The organism is Emticicia sp. 17c (genome assembly GCF_037153985.1).
Taxonomy (GTDB): domain Bacteria; phylum Bacteroidota; class Bacteroidia; order Cytophagales; family Spirosomataceae; genus Emticicia.
Genome location: NZ_JBBAYI010000004.1, coordinates 323,557 through 347,112 on the forward strand (window position 1 = coordinate 323,557; position 23,556 = coordinate 347,112).

Here is a 23,556-nt window from a genome sequence, read left to right on the forward strand (position 1 = left end):
TTGTGTTCCCGAAGGGATTCAAACTTTTATCAGCAGAACATAAACGAGGCATCTTTCTTACTTAAGCCATTAGTTTACTATTCCGGCCACAAAGTTATAAAATCTTTTGTTAGATGAAATGCAATCGGAACAAATTAAGCGTTTAAATGATAACATCGCCGGCAACGTGCTTCATAACTATCCGATTCCCCCAGCAAAACCTGTTGTCCGTCGGCTACTTTCCGGTAAGAATAATGGGCAATATCGCCACATACCACACAAATTGCATGTACTTTGGTAACATATTCAGCAATAGCCATTAAAAAAGGCATTGGCCCAAAAGGTACCCCTCTTGAGTCCATGTCTAAGCCTGCAATAATAACTCGCTTACCTTGTTCGGCCAGTTTGTTTACTATATCCACTAGTCCTTCATCAAAAAACTGTGCTTCATCAATGCCCACTACTTCGCAGTCGCTGGTCATGAGCAGAATTTCTGCCGAGGTATTAACCGGCGTAGAGCGGATGGCAGTCTGATTATGCGAAACAATGTCAGCCTCATGATAACGTACATCAATGGCTGGTTTAAAAATCTCTACATGCTGTTGAGCAATCTTGGCTCTGTTCAACCTCCGAATCAATTCTTCCGTCTTACCCGAAAACATTGACCCACAAATAACTTCCACCCAACCGGTTTTATGGCCTTGCCCTCTACCTCTTTTTGGTTCAATAAACATTATTTTCTGAAATTTTTCGTTCTTAGTAAAACTGGCAAAAAAGTTGTAGTAATTTTACTGTCAGTTAGCAAAAATGAATCTTCCGCATGACTAGCTAACACTAGCTCCCAGTCAAAGACCATTAGCTATTTAATTACAAAACAAACAAATTTCAGAATGTCGAACAAATTGAATTTGTCCGCCGTTGAACGGTACAGTAAGGCTTATGCAGCCAGAGTGTGTGATGATTTTTTTGCTCATAATAATGCTATTTCGGGCAAGCAGATTCTTTCTTTATGTAATGTTCAGCAAGTAAACTTGCTAACAATCAGGGCTTTATACGAAAAATGGCAGGGAGATACACAGCGTTTACGTAGCCCATATTTCGATTTTGCCAACCCCGAAGTGCAACAAGCATTAAAAAGTTTTATGAATGTAGTTTCGCAGTTTATTTCTGTGAAACGTGAGCATTTTGAGCCTCTTCTGATTGATGCCGTAGGAGAAACACTAGTGTTGATTCTGGAACCTCAGACTTTTTACAAAGAATTAATGCGCGATTTGCCCAATTTTAGATTCACTCAGGAAAATGTGGCCCCGCTTTCAAAATATATTCAGATTAACAAACAGGTAATACCTAATCTGGTTGAAAAACTGAACGGAAAAGAATTTGTATTTGCTAATCAGGCCATGACATGGATTGAGGAAATGCCCATTACTGCCGAAAACCCTGATAAATATTTGTCGCTCTTTGCCGAAAAAGTAAGTATTCCTGAAGAACTCATGCCTACAAGGGCGGTTCCGGTGGCCGATGTGCTTAATAGTGCTTCAAGTGCTTCTTTTTTTGATTTGGAGTTGAACAGGCCCAGAGAAGAGCGGGCATATACTCCCCCGCCAGTAACTCCTCCGCAGAACAGAGTACCCGAAGTGCCTGCTTACGTAGAGCCACCTAAGCCAGAACCCATCAGAGAAGCCGTAATTGAAAGCAGGCCAGCTTATGAGTATAAACCTGAGCCTGTGGCCCAGAAAGTAAGCGAACCTGTTTATGAAAAAACAGCCACAAAAGAAGCAGAAGAATTAAGACTGAATGAAAAACTTGCCAGCGAACATAAAAGCCTGAACGACCAAGCTAAAGCTAGCAGAACCATTCTGGACCACCATCAGCATAACAGAATAGAAGGTATCACAGGTGCTATTTCGTTGAATCAGCGATTTTTGTTTACCAATAATCTTTTTGGGGGTAACATACAGGCGTTTTCGCACGCGTTAGATGAAATAGAGCTTTGCAAGGATTTTAGTGAAGCAAAAGAACTGATTCTGAAAAAATATGTACCCCGCTATATGTGGGATATTACAGGGGCTGAAGCCGAAGAGTTTATCGAAATTGTGAAACGTAGATTTAACTAAACAATAGCTTACAGCCCGAAGTCATTCTTAATACATTACAGGCAGGTGTTTGCAGAAACGCCTGCCATTTTTTGTTTAATTATTTATCAATACAAATATTTTTGGCGTTTTGCTACGGGTAGTTTATTTTGCCTAAAAATACAACTACTAGCTTGACTAAGATAAAAGTAAAATCTACCGTTTTAACTGGCTGGCAGAAAACCCTGCTCATAGGGGGTTTTTATCTGCTTGTGTGTTCAGGTGTTAGGGCTTCCGGCGAGCCTTTCCCGATAGGAGCCAGAAGTTGGGGGTTAGCCAATGCTACGGCTGCAATGGCCGACAAGCAATCCGTTTTTAATAATCCGGCAGGAGTGGGTTTTCTGACCGAAAACTTTGTTCATACAGCTTATCACAGCCGGTTTAATCTGGCAGGCTTGCAAACTTTCGCGTTAGGGGCAAATTATGTGCATCGGTTAGTTAACACAGGCATTACGGTTGAGCGTTTCGGAGATAAACTGTATCACGAACAGAAGTTGGGGTTGGTGTTTGCAAAAAGTATTGACAGGGTAGCATTGGGTATTAAAGTTTCATATTCACAGGCGGTTGTCGAAAACCTCAGTTCAAAGCATACATTTGTCACAGAATTTGGTGTAATAAGTAAACTAAGCCCCAAAGTTCAGTTGGGTTTTAATGCTTACAACCTTACCCGCGCACAATTATATATATCCCAACGTATTCCTACGGTGTTGCGTCTGGGTCTTGCCTTTCAGCCTTCCGGTCAATTGTTGTTGGTAGCAGAGGCCGAAAAAGACCTTGATTTCCCGACGCTCATAAAAATGGGCCTTGAATACCAGCTTGTGCGCAACTTCTATATCCGTACAGGGCTTACCTCTAAAATTAATGATGTACATTTGGGCTTTGGAATCAAGGCTAAACAGTTTTTTTTCGACTACGCTATGAGCAACCATTCCATGCTTGGTTTTTCGCAGCATTTTACACTGGCTTATCAATTAAATAAAACTAAACCCGACACAAAACTATGAGAATCGTATTTTTTAGTACAAAACCTTATGACAAAGATTTTTTTGAAAAATACAATCAGACCCACGAACTGATTTTCCATGAGGTAGCATTGAGCGAGCAGTCGGTTCGTTTAGCCGAAGGAGCCGACGGCGTATGCGTTTTTGTAAACGACAAACTGAATGCAGTGGTTATTGATGCACTAAAAAACCTCGGTATTCGCATAATTGCGCTTCGGTGTGCAGGTTTTAATAACGTAGATACAGAAGCAGCCAGAAAAGCAGGTATTAAGGTGGTGCGGGTTCCGGCTTATTCGCCTCACGCAGTGGCCGAACACGCGCTGGCATTAATAATGACCCTCAACCGGAAAACCCATAAGGCTTATAATCGGGTGCGTGAAGGTAATTTTTCGCTTGAAAAACTAACAGGCTTTGACCTTTACCATAAAACCGTGGGAGTAGTAGGAACCGGCAAAATAGGAGGGGTATTTGCCCGTATTATGTTAGCATTGGGGTGTCAGGTACTGGCCTATGATAAATTTCCCGACGAGTCGCTTGCCGCGGCAGGGGTTAAATATATTGAGTTGCAGGATTTACTGGCTCAGGCAGACATCGTATCGTTGCATTGCCCTTTAAGCGATAGCACCCATCACCTGATTAACAGGCAGGCACTGGCACAAATGAAAAAAGGTGTAATGCTTATTAATACAAGCCGAGGTGGGCTGATAGACACACAGGCTGTTATTGAGGCACTCAAAGATAAAACGGTGGGGTATCTGGGCATTGATGTTTATGAGCAAGAAGAAAATATCTTTTTTAATGATTTATCAGAGCAGGTGTTGCAGGATGATACACTGGCTCGTTTGATGACCTTCCCGAATGTGTTAATTACTTCTCATCAGGGCTTTCTGACCGAAGAGGCCCTTAGCCAGATAGCACTTATTACTTTGCAGAATATCAGCGATTTTCAGAATGGACTGCCGCTGGTAAACGAGATATAAAACCTTTTAATTTGCGGGAACTTTTGCCCCTTACTTGGGTTTCTTAAGTTGATAATCAATACAAGAGCTATGATTCAAGCAGAAACCTTAGAATTCTTAAAAGATTTAAAAGAGAATAATAATAAACCGTGGTTTGATGCTAACCGCAAAACGTATGAAACTGCACGCCAGAATTTCATTCAGGTAATTGAGCAACTGATTAAAGGCATAGGGCAGTTCGACAAAGCCATTGAAGAAAGCCGCTTGCAGCCTAAAGATTGTATATTCAGAATTAATCGGGATGTACGTTTCTCAAAAGACAAATCTCCGTACAAAACTAATTTCGGCGCATGGTTTAATGCCGGAGGTAAAAAAGCATCTGGCGCGGGCTATTATCTGCACATCGATGCCAACGAGTGTTTTTTTGCGGGTGGTATCTGGATGCCCGAAACCGAAGACCTCAAGAAAATCCGTGAAGAAATTGATTATAATTATGAAGAAATAAAAGCTATTCTGGCAGCAGAAAGTTTTCGTACATATTTCCCGAATGGCCTTGATAAAGATGCATCTACCACACGGCCCCCTAAAGGTTATGACGACGCTAATCCGGCCATTGAATTACTCAAACTGAAAAGTTTTACAGTTTCCCATTCGTTTGATGTTGCTCAGGCACTAACCCCCACTTTTGTAGATACCATACTGAAAGGCTTCGAGGCCATGCACCCTTATGTAGTGTTCCTGAATCGGGCTATTAAAGGCTAATTCAGCATTTTTCTGTTATCTGAACTTTTTCTTTATTTTATATGTATTAACATTAAATGTTAATGTATTTAAAATGAAAACAATATATTATAAAGCAAATGAACGTGGCCATGCCAATCATGGATGGCTCGATAGTTATCATTCATTTAGCTTTTCGGGTTTTTATGACCCCGAAAAAGTTCATTTCGGCGCATTAAGGGTTTTAAATGACGATACCGTAGCCGGAGGCAAAGGCTTTGGAATGCACCCACACGATAACATGGAGATTGTTTCTATTCCGTTATCAGGTGAACTGGAACACGCCGACAGCATGGGGAATAAAGGCACTATCAGCAAAGGCGAAGTGCAGCTTATGTCGGCTGGCACAGGAATTTACCATTCAGAACGAAATAAAAACCATAATGAAACGGTGAAGTTTTTGCAGATTTGGGTATTTCCTAAACTCAGAAACATAGAACCCCGTTACGACCAGCAAGCCTTTTCAATAGCCGACAGGCTGAATCAGTTTCAAACAGTTGTTTCGCCTATCGGGGCAAAACAAGGTGGGGTAGGTATTAATCAGGATGCTTGGTTTTCGCTGAGTAATATGCAAGCAGGCAAAGAGCTAAGCTACAAAACCCAGTTAGAGGGCAATGGCATATATGTGTTTGTACTTGAAGGAAAAGTTACTGTTAATAACCACGGCTTGGAGCGCAGAGATGCGCTAGGAGTAAGTGAAACTAACGAAATATTAATACAAGCCGGAACAGATGCAGAAATTTTGCTCATCGAGGTTCCGATGTTATTCTAAATACTTAAATCAAAGAAAAAATGAGAATTGAAATTATTTCAGGAAGCCCCCGCCACGAAAGCGTTACCGCGCGTGTAGCCCTGTATCTTCAGCAGTATCTGAGTAAAGCAACCGATTATTCAGTAGGTATTATTGATGTAAGAACCTACGAACTACCTTTTGTTCAAAAGGTATGGACTTCGCCCGACGCTGTGCCTGCACAATGGAAAGAACTAGGCGACCGTATGTTTTCGGCCGATGCTTTTATTCTGGTTACTCCTGAATATAATGGAAGCTACTCACCAGCCATGAAAAATCTGTTAGACCATTTTCCGAAACAGATTCATAAACCGTTCGGAATTGTTACGGCATCGCCCGGGGCAATGGGCGGCATGAGGGCCAGCCAGCAAATGATTAGCCTTGTAGCGGCTTTATTCGGTATTGCTTCGCCGCACATGCTCATAGTACCAGCGGTTGATAAAAAATTTGATGCCCACGGCAACCTGACAGACGAAACCTTTGCTAAAGCCGTCGAACTTTTCGTGACAGAGTACCTGTGGCTTATTAATAGAATTGTAACCAAAAAAGAAACAAACTTGTTACATCATGCCTGAACCGCATGAAGCAATGAGCTTAACTAAACCAACCAATGAAAGCTCGTAATGTTCAGCAAATCAGTTTTGCCAATGAGTTCCAGATGGGACCCATGCGCGTAAAACAACCACTTCCTGCTACTAATATCAGGCAGGTGAGTCCTTTTATATTGTTACACCACGCAGGGCCAACGTATCATAGCCCTAATGCCAATAAACCACGCCTTAGCCCGCACCCGCACAGGGGGTTTGAGCCTGTTACCTTTTTGTTTCAGGGCAAAATACACCATAAAGACTCGCTCGGTAACGAAGGTTTTCTGAATGCAGGCGATGTGCAATGGATGACCTCAGGCAAAGGCATTATTCACTCAGAGGGGCCCTCAGAAGCATTTGCTCAGGAAGGAGGCAACTTTGAACTTATTCAGTTATGGGTTAACCTGCCCCGCGCCCATAAAATGACAGAACCCAAATACCAGCACCTGACCAAAGACACCATGCCTGTACTAAAAGAAGACGGGCTTGAAATGCAACTGGTAGCCGGAAATTACAAGGGGTATACTGGTGCCGCTTCAACTTTTTCGCCCATACTGGCCATGATGGTGCATTTTGAAGCAGGAGCCAGAACTTTCTTTGAAATACCAGCTTCTTATCAGGCATTGGTATATGTATTAGAAGGAGAAATAAAAACCAACGAAACCACCGTAACGCAGTTAAACATGGCCACATTTGACCAGACAGGCGACGGGATAGACTTTGAGGCTATAAAAAAAGGTAAATTATTGTTACTGGCAGGCGAGCCTATTCAGGAGCCGTTATCGACCTATGGCCCTTTTGTGATGAATTATCCGGCCGAATTAAAACAGGCCATTGAAGATTATGAAATGGGGCGCATGGGTATTTTAGAAGACTAGCTCATAATCAAAGTGCCGGCAGGCACTTTGATTATATTTTTTTTACTACCCAGAAATCAAGTAATATCAGCAGGCTGATGGCAAAAAAGCCCATCAGAAATAATGAGGGTAGTGTGCTTATACTTGTCATGAGTTCATGAGTACCTCGATTAATGATATTAGCCACTTCTGAAGATTTGCCCGATACGCTAGCGGGTTTACTGAAAAATACCAATAAACCAAATATTACCGATGCCGCAATGCCTAGCTTATACCACACTTTTGCCCCAATAATAGGCTTATACACTGGTTTTTTATCGGCTTTTTCAATAGCTGCTAATAGTTTTTCTGTAAAGCCGGTCGAGGGGGTTTCTACCGCATATTGTATTAATAAAGACTGTAACGCTTCGTTCATCGCTGTTTCTTCTTGTCTCTGAATTTTTTGCATGAGTGTTTCAGTAAAATCGAGCGCAGGTTGGTCAGGCTCAATACCCTGAATCAGCTTTTTTAACTTATCTTCTTTCTTTTTTGCCATTTTACTATCAGTATTTTCATAACAAAAACTGTAATTCCTGTTCTAATTTCTTTCTGGCTCTGTACAACTTTATTTTGATGTTGTTCAGCGTTATTCCTGTTATTTCTTCAATTTCTTTCAATGAGTTTTCATTCATATAATAAAGCGTAATAAGCAATGCTTCGCTTTTAGGTAAACGGGCAATAGCTTCTTTTACGTACTTCTGGGTGTCTTTAATGCTTAATGTTTCTAAAGGGATATTTGTGTAATCGGTAGTATATTTTTCATGAATATCTTCATTCAGGGCCATAAATGACGTTTTATTGCTGGGCAATTTTGAAAGTGCAGTACGGTACACAATTGTATAAAGCCAAGTTGAAAACTTCGATTTGTTTTCAAAAGTATGAATCTGCTGATACGCCTTCAGGAAACTTTCCTGAATGGTGTCTTCGGCTTCTTCTACGTTTGCTACAATCTTTAGAGCTACCGTAAAGGCCATATTTTTATATTTATTTACAAGAAACGCATAAGAAGCCGAATCTCCCTTTTTAACTCTTTCTATATAGGCTTGTTCTTCTGTATGCATTGAGGCTAAGCGTAATGTTTGCGGGTAAGACATCAATACTTGGCAAGTGGTTACAAAAGATAAGCATTTTTTTTAGAAAATTATTTTTTGTGAAAAATCTGTAACCATGTTATGCCGTAGGGTGTCTTATGGGCATTAGAACATCATTCATTTTTTAAAACATACTTTTATGGACGAAATTCTTAGAGATATGATTGTATCAGTGGCCGCCTTTGCCGGAATCTTTGGCATTGTGTACGTATTCCTGACGGCCCGTAACAGAGAACGTATGCTGATGATAGAAAAAGGACGCGATGCCTCCATATTCGATTTGAAGGGCAGGGCGCAACTGCAAACACTCAAATTCGGGATGCTCTTCGTAGGGATTGCGCTGGGCATATTAATTGGCAATATATTATACAAGAAATTCGACCTGAATAAGGAAGTCGCATTCTTTTCTATGATATTTCTTTTTGGCGGCTTTAGCCTTATTGCCCATTTCGTAATTGAGCGTAAACTTAAAAACTAAAACATTACATAAGTAACTCCAATACAAAATTATATTAATATGAAAAAGCAATTACACCTCCACCTGACATTCTTGTGTCTGCTTGTTACACTCTTGTCTGTATCAAAATTACAAGCGCAATCAACGTTGATTTTTGATGAACTTTCCCGAAAAGACAGCCTGCTTTTTAAAGCCATTGCCGACTGTGAATTAAGTAAACTGGACGGCATTTTGAGTAAAGATTTTGTTTTTTGTCATGATAACGGATACACCAATGTTACTACCAGACAGTCGCTGACAGATTTTAAGAACAGTATTGAAAAGAATTTCTGCCAGAAAGGAATCCAGATAAAAAGAAAGGTGGTAAAAGGAAGTTTACAACTCATTGAAGTAAGCAGCACGAAGGTGATAGAAACAGGCACACAAAGGTTTTACAGCCTTGAAAACAAATTACTGGAAGAATCGAAGTTTTCGAGAGTTTGGGAAAAACAAAAAGAAGGCTGGAAAATGACTCAGGAGCTTGATTATCTGGTAAATACCAAACTTGCTTCTGTTCCAGACAAAGGTAATATGCTATACAATGAAATTGCGCACATGGATAGCGTATTGTTTAACGCCTTCAACACGCATAATTATGAAGTACTTAAAAATATATTTACCGAAGACCTCGAATTTTACCACGATAAAGGCGGTTTAATGAACTACGCACAAAATATGGCATCTTTTAAAAACCTAGCCTCAAATAACAATGGGTTAAACCGTAAATTGGTAGAAGGCAGCATGGAGGTGTATCCGGTAAAAGATTACGGAGCCATTCAGGTAGGGGAGCATACTTTCTGCCATAAAGAAAACGGCAAAGATGATTGCGGAACCTTCAAGTTTTTACATATCTGGCAAAAGAAAGATGGGGTCTGGAAGATTTCACGCGTGGCTAGTTATGACCACTAAAACAATAAGCCAGTGGGGTGTGCCAAAAAGTACACCCCACTGGTTTTTCAGGCGTTGTAAATATTCTGAAACTTGCTACGGATGTCGGTATCAGGCAAAATGGCTTTCAGGTGGTGTTTCAGGTGTTCCACATAATCTTCCATAATAAAGCCTAAGGTAAAGGGTCCACTTTTTTCAATAGTTATCGTGTTAGATAAATCTTCGGGCTTTACATATTCAATAATATGGGCAATATGTAAATTATAGGCTTGCCAAAACGTAACCAATTCAACCCAGTTTCTACTGTTATAGTGCTGTGCCGCTACCCAGAAATCCTGTGCATATCCTACAAAAGTTATTTCTTTCTGCGCCATAGTTCGTACAAACTTATGCTGGTTATTGGTGGCAGAATCTATGAGGTGTCCTATAATTTCTTTTTTCGACCATTTGTCGGGGAGGGGCTTGATGCTGGCCTCCTGCTCCGAAATAGCCATCAGGGCTGGTAAAACATCTGCAAGGGTTTGGCGTAGGTAATCGGCTACTGCTTTCATTTTATTATATTTGTATTTCAATCAGTTAACTTTCTGGGGCAACATTAAAAATGCCAGATAGATTCAGAAAAAAACAAAAAACCGATGGATACTTTTTTAAACGACGAGTACTGGAGCCAACGTTACCAGAACAAACAGACGGGCTGGGATATAGGCGAAGTTTCAACTCCGCTGAAAGCGTATTTTGACCAATTAGCCGATACATCTGTAAGTATCCTGATTCCGGGGTGCGGCAACTCCTACGAAGCTGAATATCTGTTGGCAAAAGGTTTTCAGAATATTACTTTAATTGATATTTCGGCGGTTTTAGTAGAACGATTGACAGAAAAATTACAATTTTACATCGAAAAAGGCAGTTGTAAGGTAATTCATCAGGATTTCTTTGCGCATCACGGACAATATGATTTAATTATTGAACAAACATTTCTTTCGGCTATTCCGCCAACATTAAGGCCAGACTACGCCAAGCAAATGTATCAGTTGTTAAAACCACACGGAAAACTCGTAGGGGTTATTTTCGGAATCAATTTTGAAGGAGGGCCGCCATTTGGAGGCACACCAGAAGAATACCTGCCCCTGTTTGAGCCTTATTTCATACCTGTTGTTTTCGAGCAATGTTATAACTCTATACTACCCAGAGCAGGAAACGAATTGTTCGTCCGCCTTGACCGCCGATAACAACTAGCCCGAAATTTAACCATCAACAATAATATTTTAACGTATTTATGCAAAAAGCCAGAAAAGCACAAGAGTCGCTTACAGTTATGACCGAAATGGTTTTTCCGAATGATACCAACACGCTTGGGAATCTGATGGGAGGAAACCTGATGAGATTATTAGACATTGCCGGAGCCATTGCGGCTCAGAAACACTGTAATCGGATTGTTGTGACCGCATCGGTTGATAATGTTTCGTTTAAAGAAGCCATTCCGTTAGGCTCGGTTGTAACGCTTCAGGCAAAAGTAACAAGGGCATTCAATTCATCGCTTGAGGTCGGTATCGACGTATGGGCCGAGAATATTCCGGCAGGTACAAAACTATATACCAATAAAGCCTTTATGACCTTTGTAGCTGTTGACCAAACGGGTCGCCCGATTGAGGTGCCACCAGTAGAACCTGAAACACCCGAAGAAATAGAGTTGTATGCAGGAGCTTTACGCAGACGTCAGCTAAGATTAGTATTAGCTGGCAGAATGAAACCCGAAGATGCGCAGGAACTGAAAGAAATATTCAAAATAGGCGTGTAAAAGCGAACTGAAACTTTACTAACCAATTCAGGAAGCATCTCCTGAATTGGTTTTTTATATATAAGGGCTATTTCGGCATTGGTTATTACTTACTACTTTTTGCCTTAGCTTGCTCTTTTTCTGCATTAAGAGCAGGTAATAAATATGGCTGCTCAAGTAGCCATGAGGTAGTTTTAAACGTAAAACCTTCTTTCTGCAAAAAGGCCATGAGTTTTTTAAACCGTTCTAACATGGCTGAGCCATTATTTCTGTGTAGATAAAACGGGTATTTTGCCCCGTTAGGCAGCTTTGTATAATTGGTAAACTCCCACGGATGAAAATAAAGATGCAAATAACCGTCGGCCTCTACTACTTTCTGGCACAGATATAAAAAATAAGGCAAAGGGTAATTATGGAAAGCTATCCAGAACAAGGGTAACCTTAAATTGGGCGAAACAGACGCAGGAATATGTATCAGCCCATTCTGTTGGAAAACCGTTCGGGGAATATGTCGGTAATCGTATCGGCCAGGCAGATACGTTGGGTTATAAGATGCATTATAACTATAACCTGCTGCCAGCAAATCGGCATCCGAAACAGGTGCCATTCGTGGCATTCTGAAACCCTTTACTTCTTTATTGGTAATTTCCTCTAATACTTTTCTGGAGTTCAGGAGGTCTTCTTTTTTATGTGTTGAATGGAAATAATTATGAGAGGCAATCTCGTGCGTACGGCTCATTTCCTGAATTATTTCCGGTTTTGATGAGGCATACACACCCGTACAATAAAATGTTGCTTCGGCCTGATAGTCGGCCAGAACGGGTAAAATATTTTCCAGACCAGTTGTTGAAGTATCAATCTGTTCGTCCATTGGTGGGTTACCCCCATACTCGAATGGCATATCAAATTCTTCTACATCAAAGCTGAGAATAGCTATTTTCATAAATATTATGTTCCTGAATAATATACAAAGGGCGTTCTTTATTCTGAATAAGAATCTTACCAATGTATAACCCTATGATTCCTAAAATAAACAGATTTAACCCACCAAAAAATGCAATAGTGATAATAACGGAGCTCCAGCCATCAACCGCATGCCCGCTAAAGAAACTATAAAGCACATAAGGTAGGTAAAGGAGCGAGGCCAAAGCAATAGTAAAGCCTAAATAAATGGCACCGTGCAAAGGCTTTACGCTGAAAGAGGTTATACCGGCTAAGGCCAGTTTAACCATTTTACTGAACGTGTATTTACTTTCTCCGGCAAAACGTTTATGTGGTTTGTAAGGAATCTGTGCTTGCCGGTAGCCAATCCACTGAATCATGCCGCGTAAAAATACATCCTGCTCTTTTGAGTTTTTCAATGTTTGGGTTACCTGCCTGTCAATCAGGCGGAAATCGGCCTGCCCGGGCTCTAATGATAAATTACTGATATTGTTTAGTAGCTTATAAAACCAATGGCTTGATTTTTTCTTGAACCACGATAAATCCTTGTCTTCTTCCCGAATGGTATTGACAATATTGACACGTTTTTGCAGCCAAGTATCAATCAACACCGGAATCAGTGCAGGCGGGTGTTGTAGGTCGCTATCCATCATAATGATGGCATCGGCATCAATAGAGTCGATACCTGCTTTTAAGGCCACTTGCTGCCCAAAATTGCGCGAAAACGAAAGATATTTAACCCGATGGTCTTCTCGTGCCAGATTTCTGATGATTCGGAGTGTGTTATCCACACTACCATCATTCACAAAACAGAACTCAAACGAATAAGGCAAGGTATCTATAACCGCCTTGACAGCGTCATAGAAAACCAACAGATTTTCGTTTTCATTATATGCAGCAGACAGAATACAAATTTTTAGTCTTGAAGTATCCATTTTTTATCTTGTAGGGAGTGTTTGTCTTTGAGTAACTGATAAATGCACGTAAACCAAACCACACAACAAGGAAATGCCTTGATAGAATAGTTGATAAACATTTGCCTCACGTGATAAGGAAAAATATCGGTAGCCGATAGTGAAGTGCCTACCAGAACCAATATCAGCAGTGCCCATACCCAGCGTTTTACCGGGTACTCCTGTGTAATAAACCAGATTGCTACGCCTGAGGTAGCCACAATGAAAGTCGAAGACTCTGAAGATGATGAAAAAATAACAACAAATATCAGAATCGAGGCCAGATACCTTAGCTGAAAAACAAGATTGTTATAAAGCGAAAAACGCACTAAAGGAGCCAGTTGTAATAATAGCCCCGGTACAATAAAAACCAGATTAGAGAGCTCGAACCCACCTAATCGCCTGACAAGCCCCATCAGAGAGACATCCTGCATATTACCAATGCCGCTGCTACCAGTCTGGTTTGAAAGGTTTTTTTCAACAAGGCTATGGTACCAGTCTGAATAGGATTGCACAACAAACGACGGAGAACTGATTAACATAGGCAAAACAAACAATACTGCCGCCCAGAAAACAGCCGAATAAATATATTTGAATTTATGCTTTGAAAACAGCCAGAAAGCCAGCCCGACAATGCCATAGAGTTTAACAAAAGCACCAATCATGACAAACAACGGCGCCCAGAAGTCTTTCTCTTTTCTGACAAAATACCACGATAAAATAATTAAAGCTCCTACACTAGGGTTAACTTGTAAATTGTGAGAAGAGGTCATTAAATCGACTAGGCAAATCAGGATAACAATCCAGAAATTAGCCTCTTTAATGGGTAATGTGGTAATTGCCTTATATAATACAAACGCATGAAAGGTTGTCCATAGAACTAGTCCTAAATAATCAGGCAAAACACTGAACGGCATAATAATTAGCGCAAACAATGGCCCGTAATGGTTTGTGTCAAAATACTCGGCAGGATATAAGCTGTAAAGATTTGTTTCTTTAATAAGATGGTAGAAAACACCTTTGTAAATAGCATAATTATTATACTCTTTACGTAAAAAGTGTATTAAACCCACAAGCGCGGGCAAGATAAACCACAGCAGACGTGGAATGTCTTTTTTTCTTCTCATAAATAATAGTAGTAACTAAAACCTATGCAAGTTAACGAAATGATTCTGAACTATTATACACTCATGAAAAAAATATAAAGTTTTAATATATTATTAATTGATGCATTTTATACGGAGTTGCTTTTTCAGAATGAAACTCTTTATAATCAGTAGTATACGAAAAGGCTAACATCTATATTGATATTTAGTTGCCTACGCCGATTATAATAACTGATTGCATAGAAAATTATTGAAAAATCAGGGGTATTTATTGAACTAAAAATGGCCTTGCTGCTGTGATAAACAACAACAAGGCAAATGTATGGGGTAGGTGATTGATAAGAAGCATAACCCTAATTATTGGCGCATGAGGTCTGAATTTTTGCCTGAAAATAACTTCCTGCTTTTACCTCGAAGCCCGGGCTTAATGTAATTGAATTACCTGCAAAGTAATTTACTCTCGCATTCGATTCTATGATATTGGTGGCTGTAATGGCAGTAGTTGCCTGATAAGTGTTTACTATGCCAGCCAGTTGGTTAACCATTGTGAGGGTATTGGCTATGGCTGAGTTCTGAACCACCAATAATACTTCTGTCGATGTCAGACTAGTTGGCACGCCATTAGGAAACGTATTTGTTACCACACATCTATACCGATACTCCCCGTAGCCCGCTCCCGGCGTTGTTAGTTTCAAGCTAGATGTCTTGGTTCCTGAATAGATGCCGCCATCAATGATATTCTGCCAGCCATTGCCGCGATTCTCCTGCCATTGGTAGGCCATGCTAAAGCCAGTAGTTGTAACACTGAAAATAGCATCCTGACCTGTGCAGACGAACAGGTCTTCTGGTTGTCTGGTAATGGCAAACTGGTCAACATTCACAACTTGTGCCGCTCGGCTGCTCTGGCAGTTAATGGCATTTCCGGGGTTTGTTTCACAAGCCACATAATAAACCGTATAGATTGTGAGTGCAGGCGTTGTGTAGGTGTCAGTAGCAAGCGCGGTTGTACCACTGGCAGAACTGTACCACACGGGCCTGCCAACCGTGCAGGTAGCCGTAAGGGTAGCGGTAGCTCCCATATTGATAAGTTTGTACTGAACCACAGGTGCAGATGGAATATCTATTACAGTAGGTGTAAAGGCATCGCTTGAGTCAGACACACAGCCCGCCAGTGTTTTACATAGCACCCGATAGACCGATGTTTTGGAAGGAATAACCGTAACAGAAGTGCCTGTTTTGCCGCCTGTCCAATACAGCGTACCTTTGCCGCCATCGCACGAACTGGCTGTAAGTGTTATGTTTCCTCCATTACATACTGAACTATTATTTGCTGTGATGCTTGGTTTGGCAGGTAGTGCTAATATATTAACCGTTACGGGTGTGCTTGCGTTGCTGATGCAGCCATTTACGGTACAAGTGGCAGTAATGCTGTAACTACCCGCCGATGCAAACGTCAGGCTTGTACCTGTGGCATTGGTCGACCAGTTAATGGTTCCCTCACAGCCCGATGCCGTGAGTGTAACTGTGTCAGGCGCACACGCAGTGCCTCCACCCCGAACAGTCGGGGCAGTTGGTTTGGCTTTTATCTGAACTAATACGGTTGAACTCGATTCGCTGGCACAACCGTTTGCCATACAAATAGCCGAAATAGCATAAGTGCCTATATTTGAGATGGTTATGCTTGACCCCGACCCACCTGACGACCACAATACAGAACCGGTGCATCCACTAACGCTAAGGATTGCGCTATCAGGAAAACAGACAGCGGTTGTGCCTGTAATAACGGGCTTTTCGGGTCTGGCTCTGATTACTGCTGTGGCTGGCATACTTTCTTCGCTGGTGCAGCCATTAACTGTGCAAACTGCCTTGATAACATAAACGCCTGCCGCTGAAAGAGTTAAACTACTACCCGTGGCACTGTTTGACCACGTAACCAGCCCATTGCAACCGTTTGCTGTAAGTGTAACCGTATTAGGAGCGCAAACACTTCCGCCTCCACCATCAATGCTTGGTGGAGAAGGCTTGGCTTTTATTGTTACAAACGCAGGGCTGCTTGCATTGCTAGTGCAGCCATTAACAGTGCAAGTGGCCGAAATACTATAAGTGCCAGCTTCTGAAACAGATATTTCGTTCCCTGTTTCACCATTCGACCATGTTATCAAACCCTCGCAACCGCTAGCCGTGAGAGGTACAAAATCTCCTTCACATACAGTATCGCCACCCTGAATAATCGGGGCTGCTGGTTTGGTTTTTATTTCAACCATAACAGCCGTGCTTGTATCACTCGCACAGCCATTAATGGTGCAAATAGCCGAAACACTGTAAGTACCTGTTTCAGTAATGGCTAAACTGCTGCCCGTAGCTCCGGTTGACCATGTAACCTGCCCCCCCATACAATCCGAAATGTTCAAGGTAATGGTATCACCCTCACAAGCTATCAGCGAGCCTTCAATGGTTGGGCTAGCGGGTTTCGGTTTTATCTCAACTCTGGCAGAATCGCTTGCATTGCTGGTACAGCCGTTAATAGTACAAGTGGCTGAAACATTGTAAATTCCTGTTTCGGTAATATTGATGCTACTGCCAGTGCTGTTATCAGACCACCTGACTAGGCCGTCGCATCCGTTAGCTGTAAGCGTCACAGGCGTAGGGGCGCATACCGTGGCAGCACCTATAATTGTCGGAGCTACTGGCTTGGCTTTTATTTCAGCCTCAATAGCGGCACTAGCTTCACTCACACAGCCATTAACGGTGCAAGTGGCCGAAATACTGTAAGTGCCTGTTTCAGTAATGGCTAAACTACTGCCCGTAGCTCCGGTTGACCATATTATTACCCCTGCACAATTATTGCTGGTTATAATGAGTGTATCACCTGCACAAACGCTTGTTTCTGCCGGAGGAGTAATTGTTGGTGCTTCTGGTTTGGCATAAATAGTTAAGCCTGTAATTGCGTGACTAACCCTACTAGGATACCCATTAACAGTGCAAATTGCCGAAATACTATAAGTTCCTGTTTCCTGAAGTGTAAGGCTGGTTCCTGTCTTGTGCTGATAAGACCACGTAACTGTACCTTCGCAACCACTTGCCGTGAGGTTCAGGCCAGAAGGAAAACACACAACGCTGTCGCCTGCAACAGCCAGTTCCGGCGAGTCAGGTATTGAGGCTATAAAATTTGAGGTATTGCCCGTTAAAGAAAAATGTCTCAGATAACCCGTATAGATAGAGCTATCGGCATTATTTTTAACCTGAGTCAGATTAGTGTTATTGCCACTGGCAATGCCATGCCTGAATGCGTAATGAAGCAAAAGACCAGTTGTATCTGTCGGGTCCGACTTCATGCTTTCATGAATTTGTGTTTCGCTTCTGGCTATGTTCCAGATTTTTACCTCATCTAGCGCACCATTCATAAATTCTTCATTACCCCATAAACTACCCAGATACCAGTTGGTCTCAATAGGGGGTAAGTTCATATCGGTAGCGTCTTTTTGAGTAACCAGCGTCCCATCAAGGTATGATTTAAAACCATTCGCCTTGCCTTTTTCCCAACTCATGGCCACATGGTGCCATTGCCCGTCGTTTATATATGCGCCAACTGTAATGCTATCTATCTGCCCATGAAACATAATGGTATGATGAGCGTTCTGCCAACCCATAATAATGGCATTGGCTGTGTCAGTTTGCAGCCGAACAGCCGACTGCATATTTGTTCCTTTAAACCAGTATTCTATGGTAATAGCCTCACTCAACGGCAACGGCTTTGCCGAGCAGTTTGAAATCTGTACGTAATCATCAATGCCATCAAAGTGTAGGCCGTTGTCTTGTGTGCCTGCATTTTCTGTATAAGCACAGCTTTTCTGAAGGCTAACCGATATACGTTGCCCTTCTGAATTAGCCGTAATAAAATCATATTTTTTATCATGATTAATATCTCCGATAGCGACCGCCACAGGTGCTTTTAATGCAGTAAAATTACCTGCCTGCACAAACTTGATTGTATCATTGACTGATTTGTTCTGTAAGATACTCAGCGAATTACTTTTCAGATTTGTAATGGCTAAGTCCGGCTTGCCATCGCCATCAAAATCACCAATTTCAAGCGCATTCGGATAAAGTTGCGTCTCAAAGTTCTGTTTAGCGAAGCCGCCAGCAACGGTATTTCTAAATACCGAAACTGTGTTTGTGCCAGCATTGCTCACGGCAATATCCAACCTGTTATCTCCGTCAAAATCTTCTATGGCGAGGGCAGTCGGGTAGTTAAGTGCAGATAACAGCGTCAGGGTATCATTAAAGCTAATAGTATCCAGCACCGACTCATTGGTTAATACAGACACCCTATTGCTACCTTTGTTTATTACAATCACGTCGTTTAAGCCGTCGGCGTTTATATCCCTTATTGTAAGGGCAGTAGGATGTAATCCTTTAGTTGATGTAAAAACAGGCATTGCCAGACGAATAGAGTCTGGTTTTGAGGTGTTCAGATAAACGCTCAAAGTGCTGTCTGCGACTTCGGCAGTGCCATAATTGGAAATAACGAGGTCGGGTTTTCCATCATTGTTTAAATCGCCTAAGGCCATTGCATAAGGATTCAGACCTGCACTGTAATTAATAGTAGTTCCGAAACTGATATTTCCTGTGGTTGATTTGTTAGGTAAAATAGCCAATGCGCTTTCGTCTTTCATCAGCACGATTAAATCCTGTTTCCCATCTCCGTCCATATCTTTTAGGTCTATTTGTGAGACCAACGAGCCGACCATTAAATCAAGGCGTTCGGCAAAAGACAGCGTTGTACTATCAGAAAGATTCCGAAAGACTGAAACACTGTTATAATTAGCCGAGATTATATCTGCATTCCCATCCGAGTCTATATCGCTTAATAAAATAGCTTTTGGTTGAGACCCGACTGGTGTTTTTAAGTCCTGCGGCGGGATAAAATCAAAACTACCTGTTGAAGTTACGGGAAAAATCTGATTTGAATAGCCCGTCAGGTGATTACCCAAATTGGTTACCGACACAGGGGCAAACATGGCTCCTTCTGGGATTACCACCGTTAATGTAGTATCGGTTGCGGCTGTTACGTTAGCTTGTACACTACCGAATCTGACGATATTATCACTAGCCAAATTATTGAAATAACGCCCTGTAATAGTTATAGATGTACCCACAGGCGCATTAACCGGACTATATGAATGAATAACAGGTGGCGATGGACGCACCGAAAGAATAGCGGTATCGCTGATAATAGCACAAGAACCACTATTGACTACTACACGGTACTGGTTCGTGTTTTTGGATAAAAGGGCTTCTGGAAGGGTAAGTGTGGATTCAGTAGCGCCGATAATATCAGTAAATGTGCCAGTTGGTGTTTTTTCCTGCCATTGATACGTAACAGATATACCGCTGGCTTCGACCGAGAAGTTTGCGGGGGTATCCTGCATTACTAGCTGGCTTTGGGGTTGTGTACTTATATTGGGGTTTATGCAGTTATATACCCGCATAAGACGGTTTTTTCTTATACCGTTATAGGTTGTAAATGCACCACCCACAAGCAGATTTCCATCGTTCTGCAAAGCAGTAATAAAAACACTATTATTGGTGCCAACGCCTGTATTAAAAGTAGAGTCAACGCTACCATTGACATTTAAACGGATAAGCCCTAGTGTAGAAAAACCATTAAAATTGTTGAATCCTCCGCCAAGAATAATTTTTTTATCGTCCTGAACAGTAATGGTATTGATAAAATACTGTGCTCCGGTTCCTATGGCAAAGGTTGTGTCAATGGTGCCGTCGGTATTAAGGCGTATGATATAATTGGCCGTGGTTCCATTATATGAGGTGAATAATCCGCCTACCAGAATTTTACCATCTTTCTGGAGAGTTATTTTATAAACCTCTCCATTAAAGCCTAAGCCAGTGTTAAAATCAGTATCAAGGCTGCCATCTGAATTAAGACGGGCAATACGGACTGCTTTTTTGGAATCAAAAGACTGAAAATTACCAACAACCAGAATTTTGCCATCACTTTGCACAGCTATATTATTGACATAATTGTTGAACGAGTTACCAGGATTAAAACTGGTGTCCAGCGTACCATCATTATTCAGGCGGGCAAAGTTATTTCTTGTGGTGCCGTTTACGTTATTAAAGCTCCCCCCAATCAGAATCTTGCCGTCGGCTTGTAGAGCCATTCCATAAACAGGGCCATTGGGGCCTGTTGTGGCAAAATCAGGGTCTACGGTTCCGTCGGTATTTAAGCGAGTAATGTACTTCATTACTACTCCCCCATAAGATGTGAAAAGGCCAGCCATCAGAATTTTATTGTCTGGCAGGACTAATGATGACATGACATAATTATTACTGCCTGTACCAGCATTAAAGGTAGTGTCGGTAGTGCCATCCATATTGAGCCGTGTAATGAAATTTTTTATTCCATTACCTATACGGGTAAATGAGCCACCAACAATAATTTTATTATCATTCTGAACACTGATAGTATAGATATAGCTATTAAAACCTGTGTTAGGTGCATAAGAGCTATCTAAAGTACCGGAAGTATTTAGCCTTGCAATAGCCATTCTGTTAGAGCCTCCATAAGTAGTAAAACTACCCCCGATTATCACTTTGCCATCGCTCAATACATTAATAGTATTCAAACCATTATTTGTGCCAGTACCTGTTACGGTAAAATAAATATCAGTCGCACCTGTTGAGGTTAGCCTGACAAGGTTGTTTTTATTACCAAGATAATTATAAGAAAAGAGCCCCCCGAGAAATATTTTTCCATCATTTTGCACAAAAATATTAGAAATAAAGCCATTGATATTTATAGGTACAAAATCGGTATCTAAACTGCCATCAGCATTTAAACGAGCCAGTGCTTTTCTGGTATAACCATTAAAAGTGGTAAAAAAACCACCAATAAGAATTTTGTTATCACTCTGAATCTCAATGGTATATATTTCTCGGTCGGTCCCTGAGCCATCTGAGTTAAATGCTGTGTCAATTGACCCATCCGTATTTAAGCGGGCAATATTGTTGGCGGTTGTACCATTATAGCTTGAGAAAAAACCTCCGATAATTATTTTACCAGACTGCTGTATGCCAACTGCATAAATAAAACTACCATTGTCTGTACCTGTGCCGGGGTCAAAAGTAGTGTCCAGACTTCCATCTGTATTTAAGCGTGCAATATTTTTTCGGGCAACACCTCCATAGCTTGAGAAAATTCCAGCAATAATAATTTTTCCGTCAGTTTGTTCTACAATGGCATTAATGTCGGCATCCTCTTCAGTAGCCGGATTAAAAGTTGTGTCGAGGCTTCCGTCTGCATTTATTCGGGCTAGCCCATTTCGTGTTACCCCATTGTAGCTTGTAAATTTACCTGCAATAAGAATTTTACCATCGCTCTGTACTTTCATTGCTTGTATGGTCTTACCGGAAGTAATACCACTGCCTACATCAAAGGTGGTGTCAATGGTGGCATCTGCATTAAACCTTACAATACCGTTGCTCTCAACGCCATTTATTTTTGACATATAAACCAACTGCCCCGCCGCTATTATTTTACCATCAGGCTGCACATGTATCTTTGTGGCAGAGGTAATATTCAGTCCTTTGTCTGCTGTATTAAAAGCTAAGTCAGGTAAGCCGGGTGTTTGAGCCAACAGCTTGCAACTAAAAATGAGTAAGAATACAACAATGCTGAACGGTAGGGATTTCATTTTAGAATCTGGGTTATTTTCTGGCCTGTTACTTATGCGTGTAATCGGAATGTCCTGACTCCGATAAGTACTGAATTATATCCTTTTCAAAGTGTTAATTGTATACCAATCAATCGGAAGTGTCTGTCAGATTTTGCCTGATAAATTTGAAGATATGATTCACTACTGCATCGAAAGAATTTCGACCGAAAATTACACCCGACAAATTAGCCTACCCAAAAAAGGGCATGGACAAAAAATGGACAATATTGTAAATGATTGATTACGAGTAGTTTGTGTTTGATGCACTTGCCTGATAAATGATTCTTGTGAAATGGCATATACATACTCGATTATCCGAAAAGAGTATTGCAGGAGGTGGCTTTGGTGAAATCTGAAATAGCCGGATAGGTAGGAGAGGAGCATAAAAAATCCTTCATCTGGCATAGATGAAGGATGAGTGTACCCGTAAGAATAAGCTATTGCTATTTAGCTCTTTTGCTTTTTGTTAGCCAATAGAACAGGATGATTGCTCCGGGAATCAGAATGAACCACAGCCTTATTAAAATTACGATGGTTTCTTCCAGAAAATCCCAGCCGATTTTAATAGAGTCCCAGACACGTAAAAAGAAGTTAGCTTTATAGTAATGAATGCTCTGGCGATTCTGAAGCATAATTTTGTGCAAAGATTCTTTCTGATACAGATTAAGCACAATTGTACTATAATCAATCTTGTCTTGTAAACTCAGGTTATCAATCTTGTGTGAATCGGCTTGTAACTGGTGTTCGAGCATTTTTTCTTCCGCCTCTGTTGCTGCCAGAATATTCCCTTTGCGTTTGCCATTGGCTTGCTGGTTATGTCTGGAGAAGTTTTCCAGTCTTTTACTGGCTATGCTGTTTGACAGTAATTGTAGGCTTACGTCGTCAGCTTTTATATTACGGTAGTCGAGGTATTGTATCATACCGTTTAAATCTTTTAGCAAACTTTCCAGATGCTCGTTGGGTATTCGTATGGTAATATCACTAACTATATTAATAGAACTTACTTCCATTAAAGAATCAATGCTTACCTGTATGGTTTTCTGGTCGAGCCTGTTGGTTTGTAAACTACTTTGCGTAATAAAACCCCCATAGTTAGCCGTAAGGGCTTCAATTTGTTCTGAGGCTTTTCTTACATCATTTACCTGAAATTTCAGTTCAGCTGTACGGATAAATTTTCGTTTTAATGAAGAAGCAGGTGTTTCGTCAGGCAAAAAAGCAGAGGTATCAGCTATTGTTTCGGGTGCTTTATAACTCTCTTCACTTTTATACTGTGTACAAGAAATAACTAAACCACCCACTACGCCGAATAGGATAGTTTTAGGAGAAAAAATAAATCGCATAGGTTTTCGAGTTTTGATTTAACTCAAAAACGTATGCGATTAAGAATAAAGTATATTTTCTTTAAGAAATTTTTAAGAATATTTTAAGAATAGTTTAAGG

At 41.1% G+C, this 23,556-nt stretch carries 21 protein-coding genes; 12 read left to right on the forward strand and 9 right to left on the reverse strand.

Annotation, left to right across the window (positions count from 1 at the left end; translation table 11 throughout):
- Positions 1–134 precede the first annotated feature (134 nt).
- Positions 135–713, reverse strand: a complete 579-nt coding sequence (locus tag WAA15_RS11125) for a thymidine kinase (protein ID WP_337042818.1) — start codon at positions 711–713, stop codon at positions 135–137.
- A gap of 156 nt (positions 714–869) precedes the next feature.
- Between WAA15_RS11125 and WAA15_RS11130 the strand changes: the two genes are divergently transcribed.
- The 7 genes from WAA15_RS11130 to WAA15_RS11160 all read left to right on the forward strand — a co-directional run bounded on the left by WAA15_RS11130 (position 870) and on the right by WAA15_RS11160 (position 7,109).
- The gene (locus WAA15_RS11130; RefSeq protein ID WP_337042819.1) at positions 870–2,096 is read left to right on the forward strand and encodes a hypothetical protein; all 1,227 of its coding nucleotides are present in this window, start codon (positions 870–872) and stop codon (positions 2,094–2,096) included.
- A 152-nt stretch (positions 2,097–2,248) separates the two neighbouring features.
- On the forward strand, positions 2,249–3,118 hold the full coding sequence (locus tag WAA15_RS11135) for a hypothetical protein (protein ID WP_337042820.1): 870 nt from the start codon (positions 2,249–2,251) through the stop codon (positions 3,116–3,118).
- The gene (locus WAA15_RS11140) at positions 3,115–4,095 is read left to right on the forward strand and encodes a 2-hydroxyacid dehydrogenase (RefSeq protein WP_337042821.1); all 981 of its coding nucleotides are present in this window, start codon (positions 3,115–3,117) and stop codon (positions 4,093–4,095) included. The genes WAA15_RS11135 and WAA15_RS11140 overlap by 4 nt, the downstream gene beginning before the upstream one ends.
- Before the next feature lie 69 nt (positions 4,096–4,164).
- Positions 4,165–4,836 carry a DUF2461 domain-containing protein gene (locus tag WAA15_RS11145; RefSeq protein ID WP_337042822.1) on the forward strand — a complete coding sequence of 224 codons (672 nt, stop codon included), beginning with the start codon at positions 4,165–4,167 and terminating at the stop codon, positions 4,834–4,836.
- Between the two features lie 73 nt (positions 4,837–4,909).
- Positions 4,910–5,626, forward strand: coding sequence for a pirin family protein (locus WAA15_RS11150; RefSeq protein WP_337042823.1), 717 nt, complete (start codon positions 4,910–4,912; stop codon positions 5,624–5,626).
- A 20-nt stretch (positions 5,627–5,646) separates the two neighbouring features.
- Complete coding sequence (locus tag WAA15_RS11155; protein WP_337042824.1) at positions 5,647–6,219, forward strand: NADPH-dependent FMN reductase; 573 nt, start codon at positions 5,647–5,649, stop codon at positions 6,217–6,219.
- A 35-nt stretch (positions 6,220–6,254) separates the two neighbouring features.
- Positions 6,255–7,109 carry a pirin family protein gene (locus tag WAA15_RS11160; protein ID WP_337042825.1) on the forward strand — a complete coding sequence of 285 codons (855 nt, stop codon included), beginning with the start codon at positions 6,255–6,257 and terminating at the stop codon, positions 7,107–7,109.
- Between the two features lie 31 nt (positions 7,110–7,140).
- Here WAA15_RS11160 and WAA15_RS11165 read toward each other — a convergent pair whose 3' ends face one another.
- The gene (locus tag WAA15_RS11165; protein ID WP_337042826.1) at positions 7,141–7,623 is read right to left on the reverse strand and encodes a hypothetical protein; all 483 of its coding nucleotides are present in this window, start codon (positions 7,621–7,623) and stop codon (positions 7,141–7,143) included.
- A 16-nt stretch (positions 7,624–7,639) separates the two neighbouring features.
- Positions 7,640–8,188 (reverse strand): RNA polymerase sigma factor, encoded by a 549-nt coding sequence (locus WAA15_RS11170; RefSeq protein ID WP_337042827.1) that lies wholly within the window; start codon positions 8,186–8,188, stop codon positions 7,640–7,642.
- 169 nt (positions 8,189–8,357) lie between these two features.
- On the opposite strand from WAA15_RS11170, the gene WAA15_RS11175 reads away from it, so the two are divergent.
- Both WAA15_RS11175 and WAA15_RS11180 read left to right on the forward strand, forming a co-directional pair.
- Positions 8,358–8,696 carry a DUF6249 domain-containing protein gene (locus WAA15_RS11175; protein ID WP_337042828.1) on the forward strand — a complete coding sequence of 113 codons (339 nt, stop codon included), beginning with the start codon at positions 8,358–8,360 and terminating at the stop codon, positions 8,694–8,696.
- Positions 8,697–8,735: 39 nt separating this feature from the next.
- Positions 8,736–9,623 (forward strand): nuclear transport factor 2 family protein, encoded by an 888-nt coding sequence (locus WAA15_RS11180; RefSeq protein ID WP_337042829.1) that lies wholly within the window; start codon positions 8,736–8,738, stop codon positions 9,621–9,623.
- 47 nt (positions 9,624–9,670) lie between these two features.
- Here WAA15_RS11180 and WAA15_RS11185 read toward each other — a convergent pair whose 3' ends face one another.
- Positions 9,671–10,153 carry a DinB family protein gene (locus tag WAA15_RS11185; RefSeq protein ID WP_337042830.1) on the reverse strand — a complete coding sequence of 161 codons (483 nt, stop codon included), beginning with the start codon at positions 10,151–10,153 and terminating at the stop codon, positions 9,671–9,673.
- 84 nt (positions 10,154–10,237) lie between these two features.
- Between WAA15_RS11185 and WAA15_RS11190 the strand changes: the two genes are divergently transcribed.
- The gene (locus WAA15_RS11190; RefSeq protein ID WP_337042831.1) at positions 10,238–10,831 is read left to right on the forward strand and encodes a methyltransferase; all 594 of its coding nucleotides are present in this window, start codon (positions 10,238–10,240) and stop codon (positions 10,829–10,831) included.
- A 47-nt stretch (positions 10,832–10,878) separates the two neighbouring features.
- The gene (locus tag WAA15_RS11195; protein ID WP_337042832.1) at positions 10,879–11,400 is read left to right on the forward strand and encodes an acyl-CoA thioesterase; all 522 of its coding nucleotides are present in this window, start codon (positions 10,879–10,881) and stop codon (positions 11,398–11,400) included.
- Between the two features lie 85 nt (positions 11,401–11,485).
- Here the strand turns inward: WAA15_RS11195 and WAA15_RS11200 are convergent, their stop codons facing one another.
- The 4 genes from WAA15_RS11200 to WAA15_RS11215 form a co-directional block, all read right to left on the reverse strand.
- The gene (locus tag WAA15_RS11200; protein WP_337042833.1) at positions 11,486–12,322 is read right to left on the reverse strand and encodes a polysaccharide deacetylase family protein; all 837 of its coding nucleotides are present in this window, start codon (positions 12,320–12,322) and stop codon (positions 11,486–11,488) included.
- The gene (locus tag WAA15_RS11205; RefSeq protein ID WP_337042834.1) at positions 12,297–13,256 is read right to left on the reverse strand and encodes a glycosyltransferase family 2 protein; all 960 of its coding nucleotides are present in this window, start codon (positions 13,254–13,256) and stop codon (positions 12,297–12,299) included. Before WAA15_RS11205 ends, WAA15_RS11200 begins: the two co-directional genes overlap by 26 nt.
- Positions 13,238–14,401, reverse strand: a complete 1,164-nt coding sequence (locus WAA15_RS11210) for a glycosyltransferase family 87 protein (RefSeq protein ID WP_337042835.1) — start codon at positions 14,399–14,401, stop codon at positions 13,238–13,240. The genes WAA15_RS11205 and WAA15_RS11210 overlap by 19 nt, the downstream gene beginning before the upstream one ends.
- A 332-nt stretch (positions 14,402–14,733) precedes the next feature.
- A complete protein-coding gene (locus WAA15_RS11215; protein ID WP_337042836.1) occupies positions 14,734–22,095 on the reverse strand; it encodes an FG-GAP-like repeat-containing protein in 7,362 nt (2,453 codons plus the stop codon).
- 91 nt (positions 22,096–22,186) lie between these two features.
- Between WAA15_RS11215 and WAA15_RS11220 the strand changes: the two genes are divergently transcribed.
- On the forward strand, positions 22,187–22,357 hold the full coding sequence (locus WAA15_RS11220; RefSeq protein WP_337042837.1) for a hypothetical protein: 171 nt from the start codon (positions 22,187–22,189) through the stop codon (positions 22,355–22,357).
- 202 nt (positions 22,358–22,559) lie between these two features.
- On the opposite strand, the gene WAA15_RS11225 is transcribed toward WAA15_RS11220, so the two are convergent.
- A complete protein-coding gene (locus tag WAA15_RS11225) occupies positions 22,560–23,456 on the reverse strand; it encodes a DUF4349 domain-containing protein (protein WP_337042838.1) in 897 nt (298 codons plus the stop codon).
- Positions 23,457–23,556: the final 100 nt, after the last annotated feature.